The organism is Variovorax sp. GW821-FHT09D05, assembly GCF_059416325.1.
Genome location: NZ_JBWKOZ010000004.1, coordinates 489257 through 505577, shown reverse-complemented (window position 1 = coordinate 505577; position 16321 = coordinate 489257). Strand labels below are relative to the sequence as shown.

Sequence of the window (16321 nt, the reverse complement as noted above, 5' to 3'; positions counted from 1 at the left end):
TTCTTGCCGGGGCTCAGAGGTCGGGCAAGCCCATGGCCGGATCGCTGACCGTGTGCTTGCCGGTTTCCACGCGGCCGGCGAAGCGGCGATAGTAGGCTGGATCTGCATCGCAGGTGACGGCGAAGTCGTACCACTGGCCGCTGCTCGCAAGCTCCCAGTGCTGGTCGACGTTGGCGCCGCCGTTCACCGTCGCGGTCCACGGTCCGTCTGTACGGTAGGCCTTGGCGACGATGGTGAACTTGCACGCGGCCTTGCCGTCGTTGCGCATGTTCAGGTAGACATTGCCGTTGGCGATGTCGTAGCACACGCGCACCTCGGGCTGCGCCGCATCGCCTGCGCGCAGCGTGTTGAGGTTGCCCTTGAAGTGACGGTGAAAGCCGTTGGGACCGAGCACCCACAGGTCGTAGAGGCCGGCGTCGTCGGCCATTGCGGCCCAGGTGTCGTCGAGCTTCTTGCCCGCTTCGACCATGTAGCGGCGCGGCAGGCGGTCGAGGTGGCGCTTGTCGTAGACGTGGAACACAGCCGCGGCCTTGCCGGTGTTGAGGAACAGCAACTGCAGCTTGCCGTTGACCACGTCGGCCTTTGCGCTGGTGTGCAGTTCGTAAGGCAGGGCGCGCGAGGGGCGCGTGCCGGTGGGCTGCTTCGGCAACTGCGGATCGAGCGGCAGCGGCACCTGCGTCAGCGCTTCCTGGTCGAGGCGCAGCCTGTCGGCCTCGGTCCTGTTCTTGCGGCCGGTGAGCGTGGGCAGGGCCTCGCTGTTGGGCGTCGCGAAGTTGAAGGCGCTCGTGAGGTCGCCGCACACGGCGCGGCGGTAGGGCGAGATGTTCGGCTCCTTCACGCCGAAGCGCGCCTCGATGAAGCGCAGCACCGAGGTGTGGTCGAACACCTGCGAGTTTACCCAGCCGCCACGGCTCCATGGCGAGAGTACGTACAGCGGCACGCGCGGGCCGGGGCCGAACACGCGGCCATCGGGTGCAGGCTGCGAACGGCTGCCTTCCGGTGGCTGCTGCGTGAAGTACTCGTGCACAAGGTCGGCATCGGCGAGCGTCGTCTTGCCTGCGGCGGCGCTCCTGGAGTCGATGGGGTTGATCAGCGATGGCGCGGACGGCGACGGCACATGGTCGAAGTAGCCGTCGTTCTCGTCGAAGTTGACCAGCACCACGGTCTTGCTCCAGACCTCCGGCACGGCTGTCAGCGCGTCCAGTATTTCCTGCAGGAACCAGGCGCCTTGCACCGGGCTGGATGGGCCGGGGTGTTCGCAATAGATGGAGGGGGCGTTGATCCAGCTCACCTGCGGCAGGCGGCCGGCCTTGATGTCGCTGCGGAACGCATCCAGGTACTCCTCCGGCTTGTTGCCCGGCAAGGTGTTGGCGATGCCCTTGTAGAGCGGGTTGCCAGGGTTGTCGCTGGCGGGGTCGTAGGCGTGATAGGGCGTTGCCTGGCCGCTGTTGGAATAGGGCGCGTTGGGAGCGCCGCCGCTGGAGACCGGAAAGGGCGAGGCCCGGTTGGCGCGCCTGAACTGGCGGAAGGCGCCGAGCATGTTGTCGCCCCATTCGTCGGGCATGTTCTGGTAGCAGATCCAGCTCACGCCTGCGTCTTCGAGCCGCTCGGCATAGGTCTTCCACGTGTAGCCGGTGTTCACGGCGGAAGCGCGTCCGTCGAGCCAGTCCCACTCGTTGTTGACGAAGGCAACGTTCTGCGCGGTCGAGCCGTTGGTGCCCGTCAGGTGGAAGGAGCGGTTGGCGTCCGTTCCGGTGTGCATGGCGCAGTGGTAGCTGTCGCAGAGCGTGAAGGCGTTGGCCAGCGAGAACTGGAACGGCACTTCGGCTTCCATGAAGTAGCCCATGGCTGCGCTGGTCTTGTAGCGCGGCCATTGGGAGAGGCGGCCGCCGTCCCATGCTTCCTGGCTGTCGAGCCACTCGTGGGGCGTGCCGCTCACGCGCTGGGCGTTGCCCTTGGTCTGGTCGAGGTGGTAGGGCAGCACGAGCTTGCCATCGGCATCGCTCTGCTGCCACACGTTGCGCCCGCCCGGCAGCGGAACGGTGAAGCGGTCACCGAAGCCGCGCACGCCCGGCAGCGTGCCGAAGTAGTGGTCGAAGGAGCGGTTTTCCTGCATCAGCACGACGATGTGCTCGACGTCCTGGATGGTGCCGGTCTTGTTGTTGGCCGGAATGGCGAGTGCGCGGCGGATGCTGGGTGGGAAGGCGCTGAGCGAGAGGGCGGCAAGGCCGGTGGTGGCCGTGCCGGTGAGGAATTTGCGGCGTGAATTCATGGGCAGCTTGTTGTGGTTCTTCGGGCGATCAGGGAGCGCAGCGCTTTTCGGGCTTGACGCCCGTATCCGGTGGGGGTGTCGTGGTGTCCGGTGTGGGCAGGCCGGCGAAGCCGCCACCGTCGCTGCCGCCGCATGCGGAGAACGTGCAGGCAATGAAGAGCAGCGCGCACGCGAGATGCGTGCGCGAAGTGATGAATCGCATGGGGAGATCCTCTCGATGTTGTGCGCCGAGGCTAGGAAGCCCGGGTGACATCGAGATGAACCCTTCGATGCCGAGGTGTAAGCGCGCATTGCGCGCTCCACGCCTCGTCATCGATGCATGGCGAGGCTCAGAGGTCGGCCATGCCCATCGCGGGGTCGCTTACCGTGTGCTTGCCGGTTTCCACGCGGCCGGCGAAGCGGCGGTAGTAGGCCGGGTCGGCGTCGCAGGTGACTGCGAAGTCGTACCACTGGCCGCTGTTCGCAAGCTCCCAGTGCTGGTCTACGTTGGCGCCGCCGTTCACGCTCGCAGTCCACGGGCCGTCTGTGCGGTAGGCCTTGGCGGTGACGGTGAACTTGCAAGTCGCCTTGCCGTCGTTGCGCATGTTCAGGTAGACATTGCCGTTGGTGATGTCGTAGCACACGCGTACTTCGGGTGCAGCGTTGCTTGTGCCCAGCGCATTCACATTGCCCTTGAACTGTCGATGGAAGCCGTTGGGACCGAGCACCCACAGGTCATAGAGGCCGTTGTCTCCGGCGGCGGGCGTCCAGGTGTCGTCGAGCGTCTTGCCCGCCTCGACCATGTAGCGGCGCGGCAGGCGATCGAGATGCTTCTTGTCGTACACGTGGAAGACTGCCGCGGCCTTGCCGGTGTTGGCGAACAGCAGCTGCAGCTTGCCGCCGGTCGCGTCGACCTTGGCACTTGTGTGCAGTTCGTAGGGCAAGGCGCGCGAGGGCCGCGTGCCCGTGGCCTGCTGCGGCAATTGCGCGTTGGCCGGCGGCACCACCTGCGGCAGCACGTCCTGGTCGGCGCGGACCTTGTCGGCCTCGGCCTTGGTGCGGCTGCCCGCGAGCACCGGCAGCACCTCGGTGTTGGGCGTCGCGAAGTTGAAGGCGCTCGTGAGGTCGCCGCACACCGCGCGGCGGAACGGGCTGATGTTGTCCTCCTTCACGCCGAAGCGCGCCTCGACGAAGCGCAGCACCGAGGTGTGGTCGAACACCTGCGAGTTGACCCAGCCGCCGCGGCTCCACGGCGAGATCACGTACATCGGCACGCGCATGCCGGGGCCGTACACGTTGCCGTCGGGCGTGGGCTGCGCGGTGGGAATGCCGGGCGGCGCGGGGTGCGTGAAGTACTCGTAGCTCATGTCCTGCGCAGGAAGCGTGCTCTTGCCAGCGAGCGTCGATGCATCGGGGTTGGGCGAAGGCGCGGAGGGCGAGGGCACGTGGTCGAAGTAGCCGTCGTTCTCGTCGAAGTTCACGAAGAGCACCGTCTTGCTCCACACCTCGGGCACTGCGGTGAGCGCGTCCAGCACCTGCTGGACGTACCAGGCGCCCTGCACCGGGCTCGAAGGCCCGGGGTGCTCAGAGTACACGTCGGGCGGAATCACCCACGACACCTGCGGCAGCCGGCCGTTCTTCACGTCGGCGCGGAACGCATCCATGATCGCGCCCGCGTCGAAGGCGGCCTGATCGGCCACCGGCAGCGTGTTGGCCGTGCCCTTGTAGAGCGGGTTGCCCACGTCGTCGCCGGGCGCGTAGGCCGGCGACGCGCCTTGCGGCAGCGAGGTGCTCACCGGCTTGCCCGAGGCTTCGTTCGCCTTGCGGTAGGGCTTGAAGCCCAGCAGCGGGTTGCAGCCGTAGTTGTTGGGAATGTTCTGGTAGACCATCCAGCTGACGTTGGCCTCCTGCAACCGCTCGGCGTAGGTCTTCCATTCGTAGCCTTCGGTCGACGGGCCGGTCGAGCTCCAGGCATTGACGTTGTTCACGTAGGCCACGTTGGCGCCGGTGGGGCCGTTGGTGCCGGTCCAGTGGAAGGAGCGGTTGGCGTGCGTGCCGGTGTGCATCGCGCAGTGGTAGTCGTCGCAGATCGTGAAGGCATTGGCCAGCGCGAACTGGAACGGCAATTCGGCTTCCTTCAGGTAGCCCATGGACTGCATGAATGGCGTCTTGCCGGCCTTCTTGTAGCGTGGCCACTGGTACATGCGCCCGCCATCCCAGGCGTTGTGCGCATCGACCCAGGTGTGCGGCGTGCTCGACACGCGCTGGGCGCTGCCCTTCGTGCTGTCGAGGTAATAGGGCAGCACCACGTTGCCGGCGTCGTCGAGCTGCTGCCAGACCTTGCGGTCAGCAGGAAGCGGAATGGTGAAGCGGTCGCCGAAGCCGCGCACGCCCATGAGCGTGCCGAAGTAGTGGTCGAAGGCGCGGTTCTCCTGCATCAGGATGACGATGTGCTCGACGTCCTTGATGGTGCCCGTGGCGTTGTTGGCCGGTATGGCCAGCGCGCGGCGAATGCTCGGTGGGAACGCGCTGAGCGCGAGGGCGGCGGCGCCCGTGGTGGCGGTGCTGGTGAGAAATTTGCGGCGTGATGTCATGGGGGTGTTGTTGTGGTTCTTCATGGACGGGGTCAGGGGCACAGGCCGTGATGATGAGCGCAGGCACGAGGTGCTTGCACTCATCCTCTCATCGGAATGTATCGGCGCTCAGAGGTCGGCCATGCCCATGGCCGGGTCGCTCACCGTGTGCTTGCCCGTTTCGACACGGCCTGCGAAGCGGCGGTAGTAGGCCGGATCTGCATCGCACGTGACTGCGAAGTCGTACCACTGGCCGCTGCTCGCAAGCTCCCAGTGCTGGTCGACGCTGGCGCCGCCGTTCACCGTCGCGGTCCATGGGCCATCGTTGCGATAGGCCTTGGCGTTGATGGTGAACCGGCACGCCGTCTTGCCGTCGTTGCGCATGCTCAGGTAGACGTTGCCGTTGGCGATGTCGTAGCACACGCGCACCTCGGGCGTCGCATTGCTGGTGCGCAGTGCGTTGAGGTTGCCCTTGAAGTGGCGATGGAAGCCGTTGGGCCCGAGCACCCACAGGTCGTAGGCGCCGCCGTCATCGGTCATCGCGGCCCAGGTGTCGTCGAGCATCTTGCCGGCCTCGACCATGTAGCGGCGCGGCAGGCGATCGAGATGCAGCTTGTCGTACACATGGAACACGGCCGCGGCCTTGCCGGTGTTGGAGAACAGCAGCTGCAGCTTGCCGTTGACCACGTCGGCCTTGGCGCTGGTGTGCAGTTCGTACGGCAGGGCGCGCGAGGGGCGGGTGCCGGTGGGCTGGCGCGGCAGCGCGGGCGTGGAGGGCAGCGGCACCTGCGCCAGTGCTTCCTGGTCGAGGCGCAACTGATCTGCTTCGGCCTGGGTCTTGCGTCCCGCGAGCGTGGGCAGCACTTCGCTGTTGGGCGTTGCGAAGTTGAAGGCGCTGGTCAGGTCGCCGGCAATCGCGCGGCGGAACGGCGAGATGTTCGTTTCCTTCACGCCGAATCGCGCTTCAAGAAAACGCAGCACCGAGGTGTGGTCGAACACCTGCGAGTTGACCCAGCCGCCGCGGCTCCATGGCGAGATGACGTACATCGGCACGCGCGGGCCGGGGCCGTAGACGCGGCCGTCCGGCTGGGGCACGCCGCTGGGCGTGCCGGTCACCAGCGGGTGGTTGTAGCGCTCGAACGCGACATCGGCGTCGCCGAGCGTGGTCTTGCCCGCCGCGCTCTTGTCGGGGTTGATCGACGGCGCGGAAGGCGACGGCACGTGGTCGAAGTAGCCATCGTTCTCGTCGAAGTTGACGATGAACACCGTCTTGCTCCACACGTCGGGCGATGCGGTGAGCGCATCAAGCACCTGCTGGATGTACCAGGCGCCCTGCACGGGGCTCGAAGGCCCGGGGTGTTCGGAGTAGTCGGCGGGCGCGACGATCCACGACACCTGCGCGAGCTTGCCGCTGGCCACGTCCTGCTTGAACGCGCCGAGCAGGCCGCCGTCGGGCATGGTGTTGGCGATGCCCTTGTAGAGCGGGTTGCCCGCGTCGTCGCTGGCGGGGTCGTAGGCCGGCAGCGTCGTGCCCACGGGCGGGCTGGCGTCGCCGTCGTAGCGCTCGTTGTTCTTGCCTGAAGCCTTGTTGGCCACCCGGTATTGCTGGAAGCCGGCCAGCGGGTTGTCGGTGAAGTTGTCGGGCAGGTTCTGGTAGACGATCCAGCTGACCTTGGCGTCCTGCAGGCGCTCCGGGTAGGTCTTCCAGTTGCAGCCGAAGGTGGTCGAATCGACACCGGGGTTGTCGGTGGGGTCCCATGGAAACCGCAGGTTCTCCCAGGTGTTGTCCACCGAGGCGACGCCCGCCACGCCGGCGCTGGTCTGGCCCGAGGGGCCGTTGGTGCCGCTCCAGTGGAACAGGCGGTTGGAGTTTGTGCCGGTGTGCATGCCGCAGTGGTAGCTGTCGCACACGGTGAAGGCGTTGGCCAGTGCGTACTGGAACTGCAGTTCAGCCTCTTGCAGATAGCCCATCGATTGCGTGAAGGGCGCCGTGCCGGTGGCCTTGTACTTCGGCCATTGGTTGAGGCGCCCGCCGTCCCAGGCGTTCTGCGCGTCGAGCCAGCTGTGCGGCGTGCCGCTGACGCGTTGCGCGTTGCCCAGGGTCTGGTCGAGGTGGTACGGCAGCACCACCTTGCCGTCGGCGTCGCTCTGCTCCCACACGCGGCGCCCGCCGATCAGCGGAATGGCGAAGCGGTCACCGAAGCCGCGCACGCCCATGAGCATGCCGAAGTAGTGGTCGAACGAACGGTTCTCCTGCATCAGGATCACGACGTGCTCGACGTCCTGGATGGTGCCGGTCTTGTTGTTGGCCGGAATGGCGAGCGCGCGGCGGATGCTCGGCGGAAAGGCAGAGAGCGCGAGGGCGGCAGCGCCAGTCGTGGCTGTGCCCGTGAGGAATTTGCGGCGGGAGGTCATTGAGTAGTTCCTGGCGGCGCTCAGGGCGCGCAGCGCATCTCGGGCTTCGGAGTGTTGTCGGGCGGGGTGGGTGTGGTCGGCGTCGTCGGCGTGCCGCCGAAGAAGCCGCCGCCACCGCTGCCACCACCGCACGCAGAGAGCACGCAGGCCAGGAACAGCACGGGCGCAAGCCGCGTGCGGAGAAAAAGAAGTCGCATGGATCGGTCCTTTGTTATGTGGTTCTGGAAGGTGCGTGAGGGGGCGCACCTGGGCCACGAGACTAGGGATAACCCGTTACCGACTGGTTAACTTGGGATGACGCAGAGAAGTCAGGCGCGTGACAACGCACTGCCCAAGGCAGCGTCAGGATCGGCGAAATGACGGCGTGGCGCGGCCTGGCGCCGCGTTCAAGCGCAGCGCTCAGGGCTCGTTGCTGATACCGCTCGATACATGCCCGGCGGGCACGTGGCGCGAGGCCGCATCGACATGACCGGTCTGGTCGTCGAAGAAGAAATCGGGCTCGAACTCGCGCAGGAACTCGCCCTTGGGCAGGCCGCCGAGGAACATGGCTTCGTCGACGCGGATGTTCCACTTCATGAGCGTGCGGATCGCGCGCTCGTGCGCCGGTGCGCTGCGCGCGGTGACGAGCGCGGTGCGGATGCGCATCTGCGCGTTGCCGGCCATCTGCAGCCGGTGCAGCGCCATCAGCAGCGGCTTGAACGGCCCTTCGGGCAAGGGCAGGTCGGCCTTGCTGAGCTCGTGGGCCTGGAAGGCGTCGAGCCCTTCGGCCTGGAACACGCGCTCGGCCTCGTCCGAGAACAGCACCGCATCGCCGTCGAAGGCAATGCGCACTTCGTTCGGCCAGGCGTCGCTGGCCTTTACCGATTCGACCAGCACACGCGCAGCCGGAAAGCCCGCGATGAGCGCCTCGCGCACGTCCTGCGCGTTGACCGAGAGAAACAGGTGCGCGCGCAGCGGGCGCAGGTAGCCGAAGGGCGGTCGGCCCTGTGTGAACACGCCGCGCTGCAGCTTGATGTCGGCGGCCGCGCTCGACTTGAAGATGCGCATGCCCGAGACCGGGTCGTTGCGCGAAAGAATCACGACCTCGACGCGCTGCACGCCGTCTTCGTTGAAGCGCAGCAGCTTGCGGATCAGCGAATACGCAATGCCTGGTGCGGCCGGCACATCGATGCGATCGAGCTGCAGCTTCATGTAGCCCTCGTTGTCCCCGGCCTCGAAGATCTTGTTTTCTTCTTCGAGGTTGAACAGGGCACGCGAGGAGATCGCGACCACGAGCTTGTCTTCGAGAGTCACAGGCATGGCGTTTCCCCATGGACCTGACTTATTCCAGCAGGTGCGCCGCGCACGGCCGCCCGAAGCGGCCGCACCGCCCCCGGCAAGGGGGTTGGAGGCCACACGAAGTGGGCAAGCCTGGGGGTGTGCTTCATTTCACGAACTGGTTCAGCTGGATGATAGGCAGCATCACGGCCAGAACAATCAGCATCACCACCCCGCCCATCGCCACGATGAGCAGCGGCTCCAGGATGGTTGCCAGATGCATCGCGCGGCGCTGCACTTCGGCACTGAGCTGGTTGGCCGCGCGTTGCAGCATCAGCGGCAGGGTGCCGGTCTGCTCGCCGAGGCGCGCGAACATCGACACCAGGCCCGGAAAGCGCTTCTTCTGCGCCAGCGCCGAGGCCAGCGGCGCGCCTTCGCGCACCAGCACCAGCGCGTCGAGCGCGTCGGCGCGCATGGCGCGGTTGCTCAGCGTCTCGGAAGCCGCCTGCAGCGCACGCAGGATCGGCACGCCTGCCGTGGCCAGCATGGCGAGCGTGCTCGCGAAGCGCGCTGCGTTGTAGCCGCGCGCGAGCTTTCCGACCAGCGGCAGCTTGAGCCAGACGGCATCGAACTTCAGGCGGAAGGCCTCCTGGGCCAGCGCCAGCCGCGCGCCGATGGCCGCGAGCACGACGGCGCACAGCATCCACCAGCCATAGTTGCGCACACCCGCGCTCAGCGACAGCATCACGGTGGTGAGAAAGGGCAGCGAGCGCTTGGTGCCCGCAAAAACCTGCGCCACCTGCGGCACCACGTAGCTCACGAGGAAGATCACGATCACGATCGCCACCAGCGTGACGATGGCCGGGTACAGCGCCGCGCCGATCAGCTTCTGCTGCAGCGCCTGGCGCTCTTCGAGGTCGTCGGCGAGGCGGTCGAGCACGAGGCCGAGGTTGCCGCTCTGTTCGCCGGCGCCGATCACGGCCGTGTAGATGGGCGAGAACTCGCGCGGATGTGCCGACAGCGCACGCGCGAACGGCGAGCCCGCGTTGACTTCGGCGCGCAGCGACGCGACAAGGTTGCGCTGCTGCTCTGACTCGGCTTCGTCGGTGAGTGCCGTGAGCGCGCGTTCCAGCGGCAGGCCCGACGAGACGAGGCCCGCGAGCTGCCGCGTCCACACCGCGAGGCCGGTGGAATTGAAGACGCGCTTGCCGCCGCCGAGCCAGCGGCTGAGGGTGCTGCGCTGGCCGGTGCCGTTGACGTGGTCGCTTCCGACCGGCTTGACCGACAGCGGAATGAGCGCCTGCGCCCGCAGCAGGCTGCGCGCGCTGCGTGCGGTGTCGGCCTCGAGCACGCCTTCGCGGCTCTGGCCGCTGGCGTCGATGGCTTCGAAGGAATAGGCGGGCATGGGGAGCGCCGGGGCGGCTTAGTCTCGCGTGACGCGCAGCAGTTCGGCGCGCGAAGTGACGCCAGCCTGCACCAGCCGTTCGCCGTCTTCGCGCATCAGGCGCAGGCCGCCGCGCGCGCCGGCCTTGAGCAGTTCGCTCTCGGCCGCCTTGCTGTGGATCAGGCCCTGCACGGTTTCGTCGGCCACCAGCAGCTCGAAGATGCCGGTGCGGCCCTGATAGCCGGTCTGGCCGCACACTTCGCAGCCCGCGCCGGCGCACACCGTGCACACCTTGCGCACGAGGCGCTGCGCGAGCACGCCGAGCAGAGACGAGCTCAGAAGAAAAGGCTCCACGCCCATGTCGGTCAGGCGCGTGACGGCGCTGACCGAGTCGTTGGTGTGCAGCGTGGCCAGCACCAGGTGACCGGTCAGCGAGGCCTGGATGGCGATCTGCGCGGTCTCGAAGTCACGGATTTCGCCGATCATGATGACGTCAGGGTCCTGCCGCAGGATCGCGCGCAGGGCCTTGGCGAAGGTGAGTTCGATCTTGGCGTTGATCTGCGTCTGGCCCACGCCCGGCAGCTCGTACTCGATGGGGTCTTCCACCGTCATGATGTTGCTGCGGCTCGCGTCGAGCCGGGCCAGCGCGGCGTACAGCGTGGTGGTCTTGCCCGAGCCCGTGGGGCCGGTCACGAGAATGATGCCGTGCGGCTGCGAGATGAGCTTCTCGAAGCGCTCCAGCGTGTCGCCCTGCATGCCCACCGATTCGAGCGTGAGCTTCGATTCGCTCTTGTCCAGGAGGCGCAGCACCGCGCGTTCGCCGTGCGCGCTCGGCAGCGTCGACACCCGCACGTCGACCGCGCGCGTGCCGATGCGCAAGGAGATGCGTCCGTCCTGCGGCAGCCGCTTTTCGGAGATGTCGAGGTCGGCCATGATCTTCAGGCGCGAGATCAGCGCGGCGTGCAGCGCGCGGTTGGGCTGCACCACCTCGCGCAGCGTGCCGTCGATGCGAAAACGCACGGACGAGGTGCGCTCGTAGGGCTCGATGTGGATGTCGCTGGCGCCGTCGCGCGCGGCCTGCGTGAGCAGCGCGTTCAGCATGCGGATGATGGGCGCGTCGCCAGCGCTTGCCAGCAAGTCTTCGACCGCGGGCAGCTCCTGCATCATGCGCGAGAGATCGGCGTCGTTCTGCACCTCGCTCACCACCGCGGCGGCGCTCGACTCGCCCTGCGCGTACGCCGCGCTGATGCGCTGCGCCAGCGCGCCGTCGGCCAGCACCTCGAAGGCCTGCACGCCGTACTTGCGCGACACCTCGCCGACCGCGCTGCGCGCCGGGTGGCTCGACATCCACAGCGTGTAGCGGCCGTCGTCGGTCTCCTCGAGCAAAAGCTGCTGGCTGCGTGCGAAGGCGTAGGGCAGGGGATAGCGCATGGACATCAAGGCAGTATCAAGGCAGTTCGCGCGTGCTCACGGGGTCGGCGGTCGGCGGCAGGGCGCCGCGCAGGGCGCTCGGCGCCAGCTTGCGGTTGTCGGCGGGCAGCGCGGGCGGTGGGATCAGTTGGGTGCCTTGCTCGCGCAGGCCGCCCCGGCTGTTGCTGCTGGTGCCCAACGGCGGCGACTCCGGCAGCACGGGCGCGGCATTCACGTTGCGCAGCATCACGTTGTCGGTGTTGGGCTGGGTCGCCTGCTGCAGGCCACGGATCTGGTCGTAGCGATCGAATGCGAAGGCTTCGGTCGCCGTGGCGTCGCGCATCACCACCGGGCGCAGGAACATCATCAGGTTGTTCTTGACGCGCGAGCGGTTCTCGCTCTTGAACAGGTTACCGACCACCGGGATGTCGCCAGCAAAGGGCACCTTTTCAGTGTTGGTGCCGTAGGTGTCCGACAGCAGGCCGCCGAGCATGACGAGCCCGCCGTCTTCCACCAGCACGCTGGATTCGAGCGAGCGCTTGTTGGTGGTGGGGCCGTTGGGGTCGGTGGTGGTGCCGGGCGCGACGTTCGAGATCTCCTGGAAGATCGTCATCTTCACAGTGCCGTTCTCGTTGATGGTCGGACGCACGCGCAGGGTGAGGCCGACGTCCTTGCGCTCGACGGTGGTGAACGGGTTCACGCCCACCGAGCCCGAGGTGCTGGCGTAGGAGCCGGTCGGGAACGGCACGTTCTGGCCGATGACGATCTTGGCTTCTTCGTTGTCCAGCGTCAGCAGGTTGGGCGTCGAGAGCACGTTGGCGTCGTTATCGTTGCTGAAGAAATTCGCCACCGCGCCCAGGATGTACTGGCCACCGATCTTGCCGGCAATGCCGAGGTTCAGGCCGGGCTGGATCGACGTTGCAAGGCCGGAGGCATCCTTGGTGGCCAGCGCCTGGGTCAGCGCCAGGATGTTGCCGCCGTTGAGGGTGGAGTTGGTGCCGATGACGGCGTTGTTGCCCAGCGCGCTTTGCCACTGCACGCCGAACTTGGCGGCCTTGGTGGCGTTGACCTCGACGATCAGCGCCTCGATCATGACCTGCGCGCGCCGGCCGTCGAGCTTGTCGATCACGGCGCGCATCTGGCGGTACTGCGGCTCGGGCGCGGTGATGATCAGCGAGTTGGTCGTCGGGTCGGCCTGGATCTGGCCGCCGGTCGAGGGCTGGTTGGCGTTGTTGAGCGGCGCGTTGGCGGCGGCCGAGCCACCGCTCTGGTTGCCGCCGCTGTTCAGGTTCACCTGCATGGCCTGCGGCGCGCTCTGCTGGGGCGCCGCGCCGCCACCCGCAGCACCGGCAGCGCCTGGCGTGGTGTTCTGCTGGTTCGCCGCCATCGCGGCGCGCAGCGTGGCCGCGAGGCGCACCGCGTCGGCGTTCTTCAGGTAGACCACGTAGATGTTGCCGGCCAGGCCGTTGCTGCTTTCCGTCGGCGGGCGGTCGAGCTTCTCGACCAGCGTGCGCACCAGCGCCACGCGTGCCGGGTTGGCCGCGCGCAAGATCAGCGAGTTGCTGCGCGGGTCGGCCATGAGCGTGGTGCGGAACGACGCATCGGTCGCACCGGGTGCGGCGCCGCCCGGGGCGCCGGAGCCGCCGCCGTCGACCAGGCGCTGCACCAGCGGCACCATGTCGGTGGCAACCGAGTGCCTGAGCTGGATGACCTCGATGTCGGACGCATTCGGCACGTCGAGCGACGCGATGATGCGCGCCAGCCGGCGCATGTTGTCGGCGTAGTCGGTGATCACGAGCGAGTTGTTGCCCGGGTTCACGTTGATGGTGTTGTTCGGCGGAATCAGCGGGCGCAGCACCGGCAGCAGGTTGTTCGGCGACTCGTAGTTGAGCCGGAAGATCTGCGTGACGATCTGGTTGCTGCCGCTGGACGCCGTGGCGCTGATGGATGTGTTGACGGTGCTGCTCTGCAGCTTGGCGTCGGCCTCGGGCACCACCTTGTAGAGGCCGTCGGCTTCCACCACCGCGAAGCCCTGCAGGCGCAGCGCCGAGGCGAACTGGTTGAAGGCGGCGGCCGGCTGGATGGCGCGGTCGGTGACGAGGTTCATCGTGCCCTTGACGCGCGGGTCGACCACCACGTCGCGGCCCGTGACCACCGCCATGGTGCGGGCCACGGCCTCGATGTCGGCGTTGGAGAAGTTCAGCGTGATCGGCTCGCCGCGGCGCGGCGCATCGCCGGTCTGCGCGAACGCGGCGGGGGCGCCCTGTAGGAACGTGGCGGCGATCAGCACGCGCACGGCGAGTGCGACGGTGCCGGTCGAAAACAGTGGCTTCATCATGAGGATCAACCCAGGGTGATGATCGAACGCGCGTTCTCGCGCCGTCCGATGATGTTCAACAAATTGGAAAGCGCGTCTTCGCGGCCGGGGGCGGCACTGGCTTCGCCGTTGAAGCGGAAGGAAGTGCCGTTCCAGCTGCCGCTGCCGTTCAGTTCGAGGCTGCCCTCGCGCGTGCTGAGCAGCAGCGTGGGGCGGGTGCCGCCTTCGAGTGAGAGCCGGTAGCTGCCCATCGGCCGCAGGGTCGACAGGCTGGAGGAAACATCGGTGGCGTCGAGCGTGGCCTGGCCTGCAACGCGCAGCGCGGGGCCGTCCCACTGCATCGAGAAGGCCTTGGTGGACAGGTCGAGCGCGCCTTCGAGCTTGAGCGTGTTCCAGGGCGCGCCCAGACCGGTGAGCAGGGTGGCGGGCCAGCGCGAGCGGCTGTCCTGCCATGCGAGCTGCATGCCGCCGGCGCGCGGGCTGGCCTTGAGTTCGAGCGGCTGCGCGGCGCAGCAGGGCAGGTCGAGGCTGGCGGCGATGCCGCTCCAGCCCGGGCGCATGCGCCAGTGCAGCAGGCCGGGCAGCGACACCGCCTGCGCGCCGCCGGCGCCGCTGGCGAAGACCACGGCGGCCGTGCCGTTCCAGACGGTGCCGCGCGGGTTGGCCAGCACGAGGCGGCCATGGCTCCAGTTCGACAGCGCCGCCGCGAGCCAGCGCGCCGGCGCGAACAGCATCACCGCCAGCAGCGCGCCGACCGTGATGCCGAGCAGGGCCCAGTGCCAGCCGCGGTGCGGCCGGGGTTCGGAGATCGGAGGGCGGGTCAGCATGCGGGCCTGTTGCTCATCGCGCCGCGGGCAGCGCCATGACGACGGTGCCGTCCCAGCGGACCTGCGGCGTCTTCGGCGCGTCCTTTGCGCCGGGCGACGGTGTGGCCGGCGCTGCGGTCGGCGCGCGGGTCAGGTGGACTTCGCGCGGCACGGCATGCGCGTTGCCGCGGGCCTGGCCGAGCCATTGGGCGACGGTGGCAGCGGGCGCGGACCGCAGCGAGACGGCGGCAGCACCGTCGCCGCCGGTCGTCACGAGCTGCGCGTTGCCGGCGCCGAAGCTGTCGCGCACCGAGGTCTCGAGCGCACGCAGCGCGTCGTCGCGGTTCAGGCGCGGCTGCGATTGCAGTGCCTTCGCGCGGTTCTGCAAGGTGGCCATCTGCTGCAACTGCGCATCGAGTTGCGCATGTTCGACCGGTGCCGCGGCCAGCGTGCGCAGCGCGGGGGCGAGCGCAATCCACCAAAGCAAGGCCAGTGCCACGAGTGCGGCGGCGGCGTAGACCATGCGGCGCTCGCGCACCTCCAGGGTGGCCCAGTGGGCCTTGAGCTGTTCGCTGAAATTCATCGGTTGGCCTCGGCCTGCACCAGCAGGAGGTCGCCTTCGGTGCGCACGTTGTAGCCGCGCGGCGCCAGCGCGCCGGTGATCTGCGAGACCTCCGACGGCTGCAGCCCGAGGCCGCGCAGGCGCAACTGCCCGGCGCTGTAGTCGACCGCGCTCGGCACCTTGCCGGGCGGCAGGTTGGCGGCGAGCGCGCCGACCATGGGTTCGAAGTCGCTGCCCGCCACGTCGCCCACGGCCTGCTGCAATGCGGCAACTTCGCGCTGCATCTGCACCGGCGCGTCGACCACGATCTTCACCGAGGGGAAGGTCTGGGTCAGCATGGCCTTGGCAGCCTGCCGTTTCGATTCGAGCGCACTGCGTTCCTTCCAGGCCCAAGCGTTGAGTCCGATCAGCTGGGTCAGCAGCAGCACGACCACGCCCCAGCGCGCGGCGCGCCACTCGGGCGCATAGCGCAGCGTTTGCAGGACCGATGCGAATTTCTTGCCGGCGCGTGCGCGGCCGGTTGCAGCGAGGTCGAACTGCGCGAGCTCCCAGGGCGTGCGCGCGGCCTGCAGCCAGCGCTGCGGCGATTGCACGATGGGCACGCGGCGCTCGAGCAACTGCTCGGCCGCTTCGGCCACGGCGGGTTCGGTGGTGATGACGGCGGTGTCCAGCGGCAGGCCGCCCGACAGGGCCAGCCCCGCGCCGGCCAGCGGCAGCGAGACCACGCCGTCGGCGTCGCACACCGTGAGCTGCGGCGCCTCGGGCTCGCCCGTGACCAGCAGCAGCGGCGGGCCGTCGACCGGCTGCGGCGCGAATTCAGGGACGATGCGCACCACGCGACGGCCGGCCGCTTCGAGCCCTTGCACGACGTTGCGCAGCCAGATGCGGTTGCAGGCCGCGACCCACACGGGCGCGCCGGCCTTGGCGTCGGGTTCGAGCGCGAAGTGCAGGGCTTCGGGTTCGTCGAGCAGGTGTTCCTCGAGCAGGCCGTCGAGCACCGCGCGCAGCTTCGACGCGCTGCCCATGCTGCCCTTGGGCAGCGTGACGCGGTGCCACGAGAGCGCGACGGAAGGAATGCCGAGCATGACCTCGGCGCTCGAGGGCAGGAGCGCCAGCAACGCGCGGCCCTGGTTGCGCAATGCAATGCCGTCGTCGCCTGCCTGGGCCCAGTCGTACTCGCCCGCGGCATCGGCCGGAGGGAGGGGGGCAATGAGCAGCAGGGGAGTCATGTGGATCTTGGAAAAGCCGGTGATTGTAGGTGCGCGTCTGACAGGCTGACGCTCTTGTTTCGATAGCGTGTTGCGCAGACGCCATGCGCGTTCGAAGGCTTTTTGTCTACAAATAGG

At 68.1% G+C, this 16321-nt stretch carries 12 protein-coding genes; all 12 read right to left on the bottom strand.

Translation table 11 applies throughout. From position 1 onward, the window contains the following. Window positions 1–13: 13 nt before the first annotated feature. Window positions 14–2272: a phosphocholine-specific phospholipase C gene (locus AC07O3_RS13610; RefSeq protein ID WP_495339540.1), complete on the bottom strand. Its 2259-nt coding sequence runs from the start codon at window positions 2270–2272 to the stop codon at window positions 14–16. 28 nt (window positions 2273–2300) lie between these two features. Beyond that, window positions 2301–2474 carry a hypothetical protein gene (locus AC07O3_RS13605; RefSeq protein WP_179830479.1) on the bottom strand — a complete coding sequence of 58 codons (174 nt, stop codon included), beginning with the start codon at window positions 2472–2474 and terminating at the stop codon, window positions 2301–2303. Between the two features lie 127 nt (window positions 2475–2601). After that, a complete protein-coding gene (locus tag AC07O3_RS13600; protein WP_495339539.1) occupies window positions 2602–4845 on the bottom strand; it encodes a phosphocholine-specific phospholipase C in 2244 nt (747 codons plus the stop codon). A 108-nt stretch (window positions 4846–4953) separates the two neighbouring features. Next, window positions 4954–7239 carry a phosphocholine-specific phospholipase C gene (locus tag AC07O3_RS13595; protein ID WP_354339167.1) on the bottom strand — a complete coding sequence of 762 codons (2286 nt, stop codon included), beginning with the start codon at window positions 7237–7239 and terminating at the stop codon, window positions 4954–4956. A 20-nt stretch (window positions 7240–7259) separates the two neighbouring features. After that, on the bottom strand, window positions 7260–7436 hold the full coding sequence (locus AC07O3_RS13590) for a hypothetical protein (protein ID WP_177142251.1): 177 nt from the start codon (window positions 7434–7436) through the stop codon (window positions 7260–7262). Window positions 7437–7638: 202 nt separating this feature from the next. After that, on the bottom strand, window positions 7639–8538 hold the full coding sequence (locus AC07O3_RS13585) for a 5'-nucleotidase (RefSeq protein WP_056509256.1): 900 nt from the start codon (window positions 8536–8538) through the stop codon (window positions 7639–7641). Window positions 8539–8662: 124 nt separating this feature from the next. Beyond that, a complete protein-coding gene (gene gspF, locus AC07O3_RS13580; RefSeq protein ID WP_093048281.1) occupies window positions 8663–9901 on the bottom strand; it encodes a type II secretion system inner membrane protein GspF in 1239 nt (412 codons plus the stop codon). 18 nt (window positions 9902–9919) lie between these two features. Beyond that, window positions 9920–11311, bottom strand: a complete 1392-nt coding sequence (locus AC07O3_RS13575) for a GspE/PulE family protein (RefSeq protein WP_093048284.1) — start codon at window positions 11309–11311, stop codon at window positions 9920–9922. A gap of 16 nt (window positions 11312–11327) precedes the next feature. After that, complete coding sequence (gspD, locus tag AC07O3_RS13570) at window positions 11328–13628, bottom strand: type II secretion system secretin GspD (protein ID WP_093172610.1); 2301 nt, start codon at window positions 13626–13628, stop codon at window positions 11328–11330. 5 nt (window positions 13629–13633) lie between these two features. Further along, window positions 13634–14434, bottom strand: coding sequence for a type II secretion system protein N (gene gspN, locus AC07O3_RS13565; RefSeq protein WP_495339538.1), 801 nt, complete (start codon window positions 14432–14434; stop codon window positions 13634–13636). Between the two features lie 13 nt (window positions 14435–14447). Continuing rightward, a complete protein-coding gene (locus tag AC07O3_RS13560) occupies window positions 14448–14996 on the bottom strand; it encodes a type II secretion system protein M (RefSeq protein WP_495339537.1) in 549 nt (182 codons plus the stop codon). Beyond that, entirely contained in the window at window positions 14993–16204 is a 1212-nt protein-coding gene (gspL, locus tag AC07O3_RS13555; protein WP_495339536.1) for a type II secretion system protein GspL, read from the bottom strand. Before gspL ends, AC07O3_RS13560 begins: the two co-directional genes overlap by 4 nt. Window positions 16205–16321: the final 117 nt, after the last annotated feature.

What these genes read in the sequence shown, in the direction of transcription:
- AC07O3_RS13610 (WP_495339540.1), bottom strand. Translation starts at nt 2,272, where the DNA reads ATGAATTCACGCCGCAAATTCCTCACCGGCACGGCCACCACCGGCCTT.
- AC07O3_RS13605 (WP_179830479.1), bottom strand. Translation starts at nt 2,474, where the DNA reads ATGCGATTCATCACTTCGCGCACGCATCTCGCGTGCGCGCTGCTCTTC.
- AC07O3_RS13600 (WP_495339539.1), bottom strand. Translation starts at nt 4,845, where the DNA reads ATGACATCACGCCGCAAATTTCTCACCAGCACCGCCACCACGGGCGCC.
- AC07O3_RS13595 (WP_354339167.1), bottom strand. Translation starts at nt 7,239, where the DNA reads ATGACCTCCCGCCGCAAATTCCTCACGGGCACAGCCACGACTGGCGCT.
- AC07O3_RS13590 (WP_177142251.1), bottom strand. Translation starts at nt 7,436, where the DNA reads ATGCGACTTCTTTTTCTCCGCACGCGGCTTGCGCCCGTGCTGTTCCTG.
- AC07O3_RS13585 (WP_056509256.1), bottom strand. Translation starts at nt 8,538, where the DNA reads ATGCCTGTGACTCTCGAAGACAAGCTCGTGGTCGCGATCTCCTCGCGT.
- gspF (WP_093048281.1), bottom strand. Translation starts at nt 9,901, where the DNA reads ATGCCCGCCTATTCCTTCGAAGCCATCGACGCCAGCGGCCAGAGCCGC.
- AC07O3_RS13575 (WP_093048284.1), bottom strand. Translation starts at nt 11,311, where the DNA reads ATGCGCTATCCCCTGCCCTACGCCTTCGCACGCAGCCAGCAGCTTTTG.
- gspD (WP_093172610.1), bottom strand. Translation starts at nt 13,628, where the DNA reads ATGATGAAGCCACTGTTTTCGACCGGCACCGTCGCACTCGCCGTGCGC.
- gspN (WP_495339538.1), bottom strand. Translation starts at nt 14,434, where the DNA reads ATGCTGACCCGCCCTCCGATCTCCGAACCCCGGCCGCACCGCGGCTGG.
- AC07O3_RS13560 (WP_495339537.1), bottom strand. Translation starts at nt 14,996, where the DNA reads ATGAATTTCAGCGAACAGCTCAAGGCCCACTGGGCCACCCTGGAGGTG.
- gspL (WP_495339536.1), bottom strand. Translation starts at nt 16,204, where the DNA reads ATGACTCCCCTGCTGCTCATTGCCCCCCTCCCTCCGGCCGATGCCGCG.